The organism is Candidatus Poriferisodalis sp., assembly GCF_965214215.1.
In the GTDB taxonomy this organism is placed as follows: domain Bacteria; phylum Actinomycetota; class Acidimicrobiia; order Acidimicrobiales; family Poriferisodalaceae; genus Poriferisodalis.
Map to the genome: position 1 here is coordinate 418,059 of NZ_CBDCBD010000002.1, position 12,163 is coordinate 430,221.

The following is a 12,163-nucleotide window of genomic DNA, read 5'->3' on the forward strand; positions in this document are numbered from 1 at the left end:
TGGCGGTTCGCGTCACCAGCCGCAGATCAGCTCCACCAGCGTGCGCACGCCGAAGCCCGATGCTCCCTTGGCCAGTTCGCCGGCGTCGGCATCGGTGCGCACAGGTCCGGCGATGTCGAAGTGCACCCATGGTGTCTCGCCTACGAATTCCGACAAGAACAATCCCGCGTGAAGCGTGCCCCCGTAACGGTTCTTGCCGATGTTGCGCAGGTCGGCGATCGGCGAGTCGAGCTGCTCGCGGTATTCGGGAGGCAGCGGCAGGTGCCAAAGACGCTCTCCAGCAGCGTGCGCCGCAGCCTGGGCGCGTTCGATCGCCGCCGGGTCATTGCCCATGAGCCCGGCGTACTTGTCGCCCAGCGCCACCATGCAGGCACCCGTCAGCGTGGCGAGGTCCACGACCAGGTCGGGCTCCTCCTCGACGGCGAGCGACAGTCCGTCAGCGAGGACGAGCCGGCCTTCGGCGTCGGTATTGAGCACTTCGACCGTCTTGCCGTTGCGGATGCGCAGCACGTCCCCGGGCTTGGTGGCCGTAGGGCCGGGCTGGTTGTCGGTGCAACAGCAGATGCCGGTCACCGCGATGTCGGGTGCCAATCGGACGATGGCACTCATCGCCCCGATGACCGCAGCGGCGCCTCCCATGTCGATCTTCATCCACTCCATGCCTTCGAAGGATTTGAGGTTGAGCCCGCCGGTGTCGAACGTGATGCCCTTGCCGACCAGGTGAACCGTGGCGCGCGGCGTGGCAGTCGGCTGCCAGCGCATGCGGATGAGCGCCGGCGGCTCCGTGGAACCCGCATTGACGCCGAGCAGCCCGCCGCATCGCTCCGACGCCAACCGCTCGCGGTCCCACACCTCGACTGAAGCAGTGCCCGCCGCCGGATCAGTGGCTGCGGAAGCCGACTCGATGGCCTCGACGGCAGCATCGGCGAGTCCGCTCGCCGTGAGCGCTCCGGCCGGCTGGTTGACCAAGTCGCGGGCCAGGGCGATACCGCCGGCCACCGCCGCGGCCCGAGCGAGAGCAGCCGCGGTGTCGGTGCCGTCAGGCACAGCGAGCACGATGCGATCGAGCGCATCATCATCGGGCGGATCGCCCTTGTGCTCGTTGAACCCGTAGGAGGCGAGGAGCATTCCTTCGGCCACCGCGCTGAGGGCAACATCGGCGCCGAGGTCGTCGGCCGCGACTGCAGCCAACGCCGAAGTCAGCGAGTCGACCTTCGACGCTGCCCGCCACAGATTCGCCGCCGCTGTGCGGACATCGGCGGCAGTCAGACCTTCAGCGCCGAGCCCAACCGCGATCGGCATCGTGTCGTCTGCAGTGCCGGCGATGCCGGCCATGAGTGCCGTGCTGCCCGCGGAGCCATCGAAGCCGCTGGCCGCCAAGTAGTTCGGCGTGGCCCCCAGCGTGTCGAGGGCATCGCTGCGCACCGGCCGGTCGGCGGCGGCAGTCGGCATCGCAGCGGCGGGGTCGGTGACAACCTCGAAGGCATCAGGCGAAACAGTGAGCGGCACGGCGTCCTCGCTTAGTCGGAGATAGGGCGCGGACGGCGGTGAGCAGCGCCCGCAGTGCGGTTCTACCTGACGGCAGCACCCGACGCTGAGGATTCTCGCGAAGAGGCTGAGCCGATAGGCGAAGCCGTGGCCCGAGCGGCCCGTGGCCGCCGAGTCAATGGAAATCGGGAACAAGAGCGGGAAACAACTGGTGCGACAGCGGAAGGGCTCACCCATCGGCGCTTCGGCGAAGCGCCGATGGGAGATCACTGCGGCCCGGGTGCCGGCCGCAGGTGCACGACGTCGCCGACCGCAACGGTGTGGATCGCCCCGGCATCGTCGGTGACCAGCAACCGCCCGTGCGCATCGAGATCGCTCGCAAGCCCCTCGAGGATGGGGGAGCCAGTCTCGAGGTCATCGGTCGCGGGCCTGTCGGCCGTCGCATCGAACGAGATGCGCACCCGGCGGCCGAGCGTCGCGGAATTCCAGCGCGCCTCGTCCAGCACAGCGGCAGCGCCCGAACCGCCGCTCAAGCTGTGATCGGCCCTGCACAGCAGCTCGTAGCGGGCCTCGAGGCCCTCGAGCACCCGGCGGGCCAGCGCCGTGCGGTCCACCTCCGCGCCTGCTTCCAGGTTCAAGCTTGTCGCGACGCCTTCCAGCTCTGGCGGGACCTGCGGCCAGCCGGTGTTGAGGCCCATGCCCACCACGAGCGCGGAGAGCGCTCCGTGCGTGCTCATCGACTCGGCCAATATGCCCGCCAGCTTTCGATCGCGGCCAGCACTGCTACTGCCAGCACCCTCAGCGATGACGAGGTCGTTGGGCCATTTCAGCCGCGGCCTGACGCCGCTGGATTGCTCACAGGCGTCAGCGGCGGCCAGCGCAACCGCCAGCGTCACCAAGGCCGCTCGAGTCGGAGGCAGCGGACCCGGCGGCGGTCGCAGCAGCACCGACATCATCAACGATGTCCCCGGCGGCGCCGTCCAACGCCGACCGCGGCGACCGCGTCCGGCGGTCTGCAAATCGGTGATCAGCACCACCCCTTCGGGCGCTCCCCGGCGGGCCCGATCAAGCAGTTCGGTATTGGTCGAACCGATCTCGTCGTACCACTCGATGTGGGTGAAGCGGGTGCGGGGTACGGAGCTGAAATGCGGGGACTCGATGGCCCTGGCGTCGTGTGAACCAGGCACACACCGAGCGTAGCGGTGGCACTCGCGGCGACAGCCGACAGACTTGCCCGCTGCCGGTCGAAAATGAAGTGATGCCGACTGGCCCGACTTGGCAGCGGTCGGCCTGCACCGACAGGCAATTGCGGCCAGGACCTCACAGTTAGGACTTCATTCGTGTTCAGCAAGCTCCTCATCGCCAACCGGGGCGAGATCGCGGTGCGAGTCATCCGGGCCTGCCGCGAGCTGGGCATTCCAACGGTCGCCGTGTACAGCGAACTGGACCGAGACGCCTTGCATGTGCGCCTCGCGGACGAGGCGTTCGCCCTAGGCGGCCAGACAGCAGCCGAGAGCTACCTCAACACCGAGGCAATTCTGGATGTCATCTCGCGGTGCAGCGCCGATGCAGTTCATCCCGGCTACGGCTTCTATTCCGAGAATGCCGACTTCGCCCGCGCCATCACCGAGCGAGGCGTGACCTTTATCGGACCGCCGCCCGAGGCCATTGAGGTGATGGGCGACAAGATCTCCGCACGCCTCGCCGCCGAACGCTCCGGCGTCGCCGGCGTTCCCGGCACCACCGAGGTCATCGCTTCGACCGATGACGTCGAAGCGTTCGGCGCCGACCACGGCTATCCCATCGCCATCAAGGCGGCCTATGGCGGCGGCGGCCGCGGCATGAAGGTCGTGAACGGACCCGACGAGATCGAAGCTGCCTTGGCGTCCGCACAGCGTGAAGCCGAAGCCTTCTTCGGACGGGGCGAGTGCTACATGGAGCGGTACCTCACCTGGCCGCGCCACATCGAGATGCAGATCATCGCCGACAGCCACGGCAACGCCGTGTGGCTGGGCGAGCGCGACTGCTCCGCGCAGCGCAGGCACCAGAAGCTGGTGGAGGAGAGCCCCGCGCCGCTGCTCGATGACGCCGTACGCAAGGCGATGGGCGATGCCGCGGTGGCGGTGGCCCGTGGCTGCAGATACACCAACGCCGGCACCGTGGAGTTCCTGTACCAGGACGGCGAGTTCTTCTATCTGGAGATGAACACCCGGCTGCAGGTGGAGCACCCGGTCACCGAGATGGTCACCGGCATCGACTTGGTTCGCGAGCAGATCCGCGTTGCGGCCGGAGAGCCGCTGTCGTTCACACAGTCGGAAGTGACCTCGGTCGGCCACGCGATCGAGGCGCGCATCAATGCCGAGGATCCCGCAGACGGCCGATTCCTGCCGTCGCCGGGCACGCTGACATCGCTGCTTGTGCCCGACGGGTTCGGCGTCCGCTGGGACGGCGGGTACGAAGCGGGCGACACCGTCAGCCAGTACTACGACAACCTCATCGGCAAGCTCGTCGTGTGGGGCTCAGATCGCCCGACCGCCATCGGCCGCATGCAGCGGGCCCTCGGCGAGCTGAGCGTCGGCGGCGTCGCAACGACCGCGGCAGCCCACGTTGAGATCATGGCCTCAGGCGACTTTCAGGCCGGCACCCACAGCACCAAGTGGGTGGAGGAACGGCTTGATCTGAGCGGCGTGAGCGGCAAGATCGACGCCGAGCCCACCGGGGGGTCCGACGGCGAAGACGTGCCTCTCGTGCGGCGAGATGTGGTGGTGGAAGTCGACGGCAAGCGATTCTCGGTGAGCGCATGGGTGCCCGATTCAGCACCGCCAGCCAGCGCCGCCAACACGGCGGCTCGCCCCCGGCGCGCAAGCGGTGCTGCTTCGGCCAGCGCCGGGACGGGCCAGGTGACCGTCCCGATGCAGGGCACGATCGTCAAGATCCTCGTCGAGGTCGGCCAAGTGGTGGCGGCCGGTGAGGGCGTGGTCGTGCTCGAAGCCATGAAGATGGAGAACAGCATCAACGCCGACCGCTCGGGGACCGTGAGCGAGATCAAGGTCGAGCCGGGCGACACCGTCGGCGCCGGCGACGTGGTCGTCGTTATTTCCTGAACTCGGCTGGAGCTGGGCGCGCGCCCGCGGTGAGGGCGGCAGGGTCTCCAGCTCCAGCGTGCCGGCGGGTCGCAACGTCGCAGATGCCCCTGCCGCCTTCACTGCTCAGTGATCTGTTCCCTCGCCGGACACGTTCTCGAAGCGTCGTCGTTCCGCCGCCTGTCGCTCATTCAGAAGTGTTCCAACGTCGAGTTCTATGGTGCGGACCCGGCGCAGCGTTCGCTCGGCGATCACGCGATTGGCGCGCAGCAGGTCTGCCAGGACGCCGAGCATGACGAGTTGCATGGCCACCAGCAGCGAGACGGCACCGATGATGAGCGACTGCACGTGACCTGAGCCGTCTGAGGTCACCAGGAACCATCCGAATCGGGCGAACAGGAACACACCGACTGCGGCGAACAGCGCTGCAGGCACTGCGAACACCCGCAGCGGTTCGTGCATGGCATAGACGCGGACGATCGTGCCCGCGGCCCTACGCACGTACTGGCGCTTGGACTTGAAGAGGCGGGACGGGCGAGTCGTGGGATTCACGCGCACCGGCACATCGGTGACTGCGAGGTCTGACTTGCCGGCCTGGATCACCGTCTCAAGCGTGTAGGTGAACCGTGACACGACGTTCGCTGCGAGCGCTGCCTCCCGGCTGTAGGCACGGAATCCGGAGGTGACGTCGGCCACATCGGTCGCCGAGGCCTGCCGGACCGTCCACGAGCCGAGCCGCTGCAACCGCTTCTTGAGCGGCGAGAACTCAGGGTGGTTGCGGATGTCGCGCGAGCCGATCACCAGGTCGGCCCGGCCGGCGACGATCGGCTCGGTGAGCTTGGCGATGTCGGCCGCGTCGTACTGGTTGTCGCCGTCGGTGTTCACGATCACGTCGGCACCCATGCGCAGCGCGGCGTCGAGGCCGCTGGCGAAGGCCACTGCGAGTCCCTTGTTCTGCGTGAGGCTGACGACTGCGTCGGCGCCGTGGTCGCGGGCGATTCTTGCCGTGTCGTCAGTTGAGCCGTCATCGACGACCAGCCACAGGACCTCGCTGAAGCCGGGCACCTCGCGCGGCAGCACACCCAGTGTTTTCCCAAGTGTCTCCGCCTCGTTCAGGCAGGGAATCTGGATGACCAGCCGCACCCGCCCATTGTGTCGGGTATCCCCGACACGCGGGAACTCAGTTTCGGGTTGACCCAGCGAGTGAGGTCAGTCCACGTTGAGGCGGCCGAGTCGAACCGTGGCGAACGCCGTGCTGACCACGGAGACGCCAACGAGCACGGCGATCGCCGTGATGAGCCCGTACGTCGTGAAGCCAAGATCGACATCGGAGATCTGTGCGAGCACCGAGCGGGCATACCCGCGCAGCGACAGGCGTTCGGCGAAATCGCCGAGGCCCACCGCCAAGCCTTCCCACAGCAGCACATACGCGATCCCCCACAGGACGGCTTTGCGAAACAGCAGCCCCAGCAGCACGAACAGGCACGAGTAGGAGACGGTCCCCAGCGCCGCCGCGGCCAGCGCACCCAGCGCGACACCCCCTGAGTCGGCCACGAAGTCAGCCGCGAACCAGCCGCCCAACGCAGTCGGCACGACGCACAGCGGCAGCGAGACCGTCACCGCCGCAGCCGCTGCGGCGATCACCAACGGGGCGCGGCCGATGGGGCGCAGCCACAAGTACACGAGGGTGCCGTCGTCGCGAACATCGCCCAGCGCCGCCGAGGCGAAGACCAGCGACACGATCGGCACGATGACAATGAGTCCGAAGCCGTCGGCATAGTTGGCGCCGTTGAACAGTGCGCCGGTGCTGGCGGACTCCCCGCCATTCGTCGAATTGCCCACTACCCAGCCGACCACGATCATGATCGCGCCGAGCGCGCCGAGCGCCGCCAGGCGACCAACCGAGACGATCTGGCGGATCAGGACCCGGTAGCACAACGCCGTCGCTGCGACGACGCCCACACGATGCCGCTGCGGCGGGGGCGACGCGGTGTCGAGGGTTGCGCTCATCGTCGTTCCACCAGATAGCGGAAGACCGATTCGAGGTCTTCGTCCAGCGGGATGACCTGCCGGAGTCGAGCGCCGAGGCCCTTCGCCAGGGGCGCGATCTCGCGCCCCAGCCGGTCCACTTCCAGCGTGTCGGCTACCACCACATCCCCATCTATGCGCACCCCGACGACAGTGCCCGAGCTGACCAGCGACGCGGCCAGATCGCGTGGCCTGTCGGCCTCAATGCTGATGCGGTGCGGGCGATCGTCCATCAGCTCTCGCAGTTCGCGGTAGTCGCCGCTGGCGGCGAGGCGGCCCTGCGCAATGACCAGAATTCGCGATCCGAGTCGGGCGACCTCTTCGAGCACGTGCGACGACACGAGCACGCAGCGCCCTTGCGCGCCGAGATCTTCGAGCAGGTCGATCATGCGCCGCCGCTGAACGGGATCGAGCCCGTTGAGCGGTTCGTCCAGAATCAGCACCTCGGGATCGTGGACAAGTGCCGCGGCCAATTTGGTGCGCTGGCGCATGCCCTTGGAGTAGCCCGATACCGGTCGATCGTCGTCTGGGTCGAGTTCGACGATGCCGAGCGCCGCTCGTGCAGCCGCGCCTGGATCCACGACGCCGTGAGTAGCGGCTGCGATCTTCACGAAATCGAGCGCGTCGAGCCGGTCGAACAGGGCGTCCTGCTGGGGCGACAATCCGATCCGGCCCCGAACGTCGCGGTCAGTGCGGGCATCGGCGCCCAGGACACGCACGGTGCCCCTCGACGGCGGGGTGAGGCCGCACATCATGCGAAACAGCGTCGACTTGCCTGCACCGTTGGGGCCGAGCAGGGCAGTGACGCCGGCGCGAACGGTGAACGTCACGCCCGACACCGCCACGACGTCGCCGAAGAACTTTGAGACACCGCGCACCTCGACCATGCCGGACGGTGGCGCAGCGGCCTCGATGGCCTCAGCACGCGACTCGGCCGCAGCGTCACCGCGCTCGTCGAGACTCGGTGCGGGCACCGGGCGGGGGCGGGCGCTCATTGGCTCGCCTCGATCCGGCGGTAGCGCCACCACAGCACGGCTCCGCCTACCGCCACCCACGCGGCGTTCACGGCCACCACGAACAACGTTGACAACTCGCCGATGCGCTGCCCCGGCGACGACTCGCCGCCGCCCGGCATCGGTGGTCCGACGCCGAAGATCCGATCCTTGAGCGCCCCGCCGATCTCGCCGAGGTTGAACGCATAGATGCGGGGGTCCATCTCGGCCACCTCGACGAGCACCCCGGTGACGAGCTGTGAGCCCAAGAGGAGCAGAATGACGCCGATCACGGCGAACGCCCGCCGATCGGTCAGGCTCGAGATGGCCAGGCTGGCAGCGGTGATGGTGGCGGCGATAGCGATGCCGGAGCCCAAGATGCGTACGAGCACGATCAGCCAGTCGCCCGGCCCAGCAGGGCCGGATCCCTCGATGGTGTAGGCGACGAGCAGGAACAGCAGCGGCCCGACAGTGATCACTGCCAGCGTCGCCGCGACAGCGGCGGCCTTCGAGGCCAGATAGCTCCACAATCGCAGCGGGGTGGCCAGATACATCGGCAGCATCCCGTTACGGCGATCAGCGACCAGGATTTCGGGAACAACGATTCCGCAGAAAAAGAACAACGCCGCTTGGATGAGGCCGTAGTACTCGTGGTATTCGGGCAGGATGTTCTCAGAGATCAGATCGATGTCGAGCACCGTCGCGATGCCCACGAACACAATTGCGGGAACCAAGGCGACGACAACGGCCAGCCAAGGCAAGAACTTGTGGCGTGCGGGACGCCCGAAGCCGAGCGTGAATCTGAATGACGAGCCAATCACGGCCCGCATGGCGCCGCCGAGACCGTGGCGGCTGCCGCTGTAGGGCCGGTAGCGATGGTCGAGTATCTGTGCAGCGCCGTCGTCAGCCTCGGTCACCTGCTCACGAAGGTCGGTAGTTCCCGTTGCGTCGCTCATACCGCTGAAACCTCGAACAAGTCGGCCAGCGTGCGCCTGCGGGCTTCAAGGCGCCGGATGCGCGCTCCCGCATCCGCAACTGCGTCGCGGACCCGATCGCTCAGCTCATCAGGGTCACTGCCGCCGAGCCGGAGCGTGGTGCCCACGCGCTCCACCTCGATGCCGCCAAGGCGCAGCGTGCTCTCGACCACGTCGACCGTTCCCGCCGGCTCGGCGATGTCGACAAGTTCCAGCGTGATGCCGTCGCCGTCGCCAATGAGCTCTTCGATCGGCCCGTCAGCGACTAGGTGACCCGCGTCGAGAGCGACGATGTGATCGCAGACCCGCTCGACCTCTTCAAGCAGGTGCGACGACAGCACGACGCTGACGGAGTACTCGCTGCTGATCTCGCCGATCAACGTCAGCATCTCGCTGCGCTGCGTGGGGTCGAGTCCCGATGTCGGCTCGTCGAGCAGCACCAGTTCGGGGTCGGACGCGATGGCCTGCGCGAGCTTGACCCGCTGGCGCTGACCGGTGGACATCGTGCCGAGCGTGCGTGTGCGCTCCTCGCCGAGCCCGACCAGCCACAGGCTGTCCGATGAGCGGGTACGTGCCTCGCTGCGCGGCAGGCCGCGTACTTGAGCCAGGTGGCGAACGAAGTCCACGGCGCGCATCTCGTCGGGAAGCACGTCACGCTCGGGGGCAAAACCCACCTTGGCCCGCAGAGCGGCGCCTTGGCTGCGCGGATCGAGTCCAAGCACGGTCGCTGAGCCCGACGTCGGAGGGCGCAAGCCGAGCAGCGCACTGAGCAGCGTGGTCTTGCCCGCGCCGTTCGCGCCGACGAGGCCGGTAATGCCGGGCCGCATGCACACGTCCAAGGCGTCGATCGCCACTGTCGACCCGAACCGCTGCGTGAGCGCAACCGTGGAAACGATCGCCGAGGGATCTGCGGCAGCATCGCTCACGCGCTCAACCTAGGCCAACCCCCGCAGTGTGCAGGCTCGCGCCACGTCGCATGTGATCGCCGCGTTCGTTCGGGGTGCCTACGGGGTGCAGCCTCGCGGGTCGCTGCGCCGCTTGCAGCTCAGTCGCCCGAGCGCACGCAGCGGCGGTCGCTGCGGTCGCTGCTGGGGCCGTGAGACGGGCCGCTAGTGGTCGGCGTCGGCGAGCCCGGCAACAGCCAGGGCCTTCTGCTTGGCTCCTTCGAGGTCGTAGTGCCGGCGGGTGACGATTCGCTGCGCGTACAAGCCGCCCCCGGCCTGCAGATTGGTCACGAACTTCCAGCCGCCATAGGAATCGGCGGTGAGGTCGCGAATCGTGTGCATCAGTCGTGCGCGGTACTCGCCCTCGACATCGGCACGGGTGGCCATGTACTTGCGGGCCAGCGGACCAACATCGGGGTTCTCGAAGTCGGCCGGCACCGGGGAGGTCAGCACGGCGCCCCCGGCGATGTCGTGGAGGTGGCGCACCATGGCGCTGTAGTTCGCTGCTGCGTGAAACTTGCCTGCATTGGTGTAGAGCTCGTTGGGGAACGCCGCGCCTTCGGGTCCGATCGAGCAGTGCTCGATGGCAGCTTCCAGCGTGGCCCTGATGAGCGTCGCGTGGATGATCATCTCGGAGATCTTCTCCTTGACGTGGCCGATGCCAGCAGTGCCGTTGGCCTCGGCGACGAGCTGCGCCAGCCCTACTAGCTCATCTGCTTCCTCCACGAAAGCCGACAGTCCGCCGAGACGCTCCCACAGGCCCAGCGCATGGGCGAACACTGCGGCGTAGTGCGTCTCGCCGTCGAGGAAGACGCGCTCGTGGGGCACGAACACGTCGTCGAAGATCACGAAGCCCTCGGGATAGTGGTGCTCGCCCGAAACGGGAAACGCCCGTGGGTCCTCATGGCGGGGCGCATAGGTGGTGTTGATGATCTTGACGCCTGGAGCGTTCACCGGCACTGAGCAGCCGATCGACCAGTCTTCCTCGCCGGGCTTCATGGCCTTGGTGGGAATGGTCAGCAGCTCGTGACCGAACGAAGCGCCGGTGATGTGCAGCTTCGCTCCCCGGATCACGACGCCGTCTCGCTGGCGGTCCACCACCCGCACGTAGGAGTCCAAGTCGTCCTGGCGGGCCGGCGGACGGCTGCGGTCGCCCTTGGCGTCGGTGATGCACTGGGTAATGCGCACGTCGTCACGCTGCGCTTCGTCGATGAACGCATCGATCCGCTCGATGTTCTCCGGCTTGGTGTCGACCATCCGCCCGGCCGCGGTCTTGAGCGTCTGGATGGAGGTATAGGTGACGTGGGCCATCATCCCTGCCGAATGCAGCAGGGGGATCATCTCGCGCAGATCGTCCGCGCTGCGCGGAACCGTCATCAGTGGCGAGGACGCATCGGGTGCCGGGTCATAGAAACGGTCGTAGCCAGCGGCGGTGGCATCCACGGTCTGGCCCAAGATCGGGTGCGTCTCGAGATCGTCGATCTGTTTGCCCTCAAAGTAGGTCAGGCGTCCGTCTGCGAGCGATTCCTTGTATTGCTGGCCGGTGCGCATTGTGGGCTCCCCCATTGGTCGCGAGTGCAATGCGAGCGGCAGTCACGCTAGTGGCGCGCTGCCCCGCAGACCGCGCCGATAGCTGCATCCTCCCGTTGTCGCACCAGTCGATTCTCGCTCTTGTGCGCCGTCGCTCACGGCCCGCTTGGGCCATGGCTTCGCCTCCGAACGTCCGAAGTCAGCGGTTCCGGCGCGGGCGTGTGCGCTAGAACGGCGTCCATGACGGACCCCTCATACAAAGGCCCTGTACCCGACATCTCGAGCCCCGACGCAGCTGCCACCTACCAGCTCGACGGGCACATCGCCACGATCACCTACAACCGGCCCGAGGCGATGAATGCCATCAACGGCGACATGCGCCAGTGCCTGAACGCAGCGTGGATGGAGTTTTACAACGATCCCGACGCGTGGGTGGCGATCATGACCGGGGAGGGCCGGGCGTTCTGCGCCGGCGCCGATCTGCGCGACCCGACGAAGGGCTCGGCGGGGACGTGGTCGGGGTCGTACTTCGAGATTCCCACCGTCAACAGCCTCGAGAGCGGTCTCGAGCTGTACAAGCCGATCATTGCGGCCATCAACGGCGCATGCATCGGCTACGGGCTCACCGGCGCATTGGTTGCCGACTTCCTCATCGCGTCCGACCGCGCCATCTTCGGCATGCCCGAGGTCAGGATCGGCGTGCCCACCATCGTGGGCTCGATGCGGATGCCGCACAAGATCGGCTGGGCGAACGCCATGGAGATCCTGCTGACCGGCGAGAATTTCGACGCCGAGCAAGCTCGGGATCTGGGCCTTGCGTGGAAGGTCGTGCCGCACGACACGCTCATGGACGAAGCCCGAACACTGGCAGAGCGACTTTGCGCAGGGGCGCCACTCGCAGTTCGCGCCGTCAAGGAAGTGGCGTGGCGCAGCCAGCGAATGGGCTGGACCGAAGCCCTGCGCATGGGCGAATCGATCCGCAGGATCGTCGGTGACAGCGACGACGCCAAAGAAGGCGGCCGGGCCTTCGCCGAGAAGCGCCCGCCCGAATGGACCGGCACCTGAACCCGAGCGCTGTGCGCAACCAGAACTGTTGATCGGGGCGATCGGGAGCAGGGCCGAGG

General features: G+C 67.5%; 10 protein-coding genes. 2 read left to right on the forward strand and 8 right to left on the reverse strand.

The window, feature by feature from the left end; all coding sequences use genetic code 11:
• Nucleotides 1-12: 12 nt before the first annotated feature.
• Together ACOOF5_RS02130 and ACOOF5_RS02135 are read right to left on the reverse strand one after the other, a co-directional pair.
• Nucleotides 13-1,509: a leucyl aminopeptidase gene (locus ACOOF5_RS02130; RefSeq protein WP_420436116.1), complete on the reverse strand. Its 1,497-nt coding sequence runs from the start codon at nucleotides 1,507-1,509 to the stop codon at nucleotides 13-15.
• Nucleotides 1,510-1,754: 245 nt separating this feature from the next.
• Nucleotides 1,755-2,675: a biotin--[acetyl-CoA-carboxylase] ligase gene (locus ACOOF5_RS02135; protein WP_420436118.1), complete on the reverse strand. Its 921-nt coding sequence runs from the start codon at nucleotides 2,673-2,675 to the stop codon at nucleotides 1,755-1,757.
• Nucleotides 2,676-2,828: 153 nt separating this feature from the next.
• Here ACOOF5_RS02135 and ACOOF5_RS02140 point away from each other — a divergent pair, with 153 nt between their 5' ends.
• Nucleotides 2,829-4,592, forward strand: a complete 1,764-nt coding sequence (locus tag ACOOF5_RS02140; RefSeq protein WP_420436120.1) for an acetyl/propionyl/methylcrotonyl-CoA carboxylase subunit alpha — start codon at nucleotides 2,829-2,831, stop codon at nucleotides 4,590-4,592.
• 105 nt (nucleotides 4,593-4,697) lie between these two features.
• Here the strand turns inward: ACOOF5_RS02140 and ACOOF5_RS02145 are convergent, their stop codons facing one another.
• The 6 genes from ACOOF5_RS02145 to ACOOF5_RS02170 all read right to left on the reverse strand — a co-directional run bounded on the left by ACOOF5_RS02145 (nucleotide 4,698) and on the right by ACOOF5_RS02170 (nucleotide 11,075).
• The gene (locus ACOOF5_RS02145) at nucleotides 4,698-5,714 is read right to left on the reverse strand and encodes a glycosyltransferase family 2 protein (protein ID WP_420436122.1); all 1,017 of its coding nucleotides are present in this window, start codon (nucleotides 5,712-5,714) and stop codon (nucleotides 4,698-4,700) included.
• 66 nt (nucleotides 5,715-5,780) lie between these two features.
• Nucleotides 5,781-6,581, reverse strand: a complete 801-nt coding sequence (locus ACOOF5_RS02150) for an ABC transporter permease (RefSeq protein WP_420436124.1) — start codon at nucleotides 6,579-6,581, stop codon at nucleotides 5,781-5,783.
• The gene (locus tag ACOOF5_RS02155) at nucleotides 6,578-7,594 is read right to left on the reverse strand and encodes an ABC transporter ATP-binding protein (protein ID WP_420436126.1); all 1,017 of its coding nucleotides are present in this window, start codon (nucleotides 7,592-7,594) and stop codon (nucleotides 6,578-6,580) included. Before ACOOF5_RS02155 ends, ACOOF5_RS02150 begins: the two co-directional genes overlap by 4 nt.
• Complete coding sequence (locus ACOOF5_RS02160) at nucleotides 7,591-8,547, reverse strand: hypothetical protein (protein ID WP_420436128.1); 957 nt, start codon at nucleotides 8,545-8,547, stop codon at nucleotides 7,591-7,593. The genes ACOOF5_RS02155 and ACOOF5_RS02160 overlap by 4 nt, the downstream gene beginning before the upstream one ends.
• Nucleotides 8,544-9,491, reverse strand: a complete 948-nt coding sequence (locus ACOOF5_RS02165; RefSeq protein WP_420436130.1) for an ABC transporter ATP-binding protein — start codon at nucleotides 9,489-9,491, stop codon at nucleotides 8,544-8,546. The genes ACOOF5_RS02160 and ACOOF5_RS02165 overlap by 4 nt, the downstream gene beginning before the upstream one ends.
• Before the next feature lie 183 nt (nucleotides 9,492-9,674).
• The gene (locus tag ACOOF5_RS02170) at nucleotides 9,675-11,075 is read right to left on the reverse strand and encodes a 4-hydroxyphenylacetate 3-hydroxylase N-terminal domain-containing protein (protein ID WP_420436132.1); all 1,401 of its coding nucleotides are present in this window, start codon (nucleotides 11,073-11,075) and stop codon (nucleotides 9,675-9,677) included.
• 204 nt (nucleotides 11,076-11,279) lie between these two features.
• Between ACOOF5_RS02170 and ACOOF5_RS02175 the strand changes: the two genes are divergently transcribed.
• A complete protein-coding gene (locus ACOOF5_RS02175) occupies nucleotides 11,280-12,104 on the forward strand; it encodes an enoyl-CoA hydratase/isomerase family protein (RefSeq protein WP_420436134.1) in 825 nt (274 codons plus the stop codon).
• The last annotated feature ends 59 nt before the right edge of the window (nucleotides 12,105-12,163 follow it).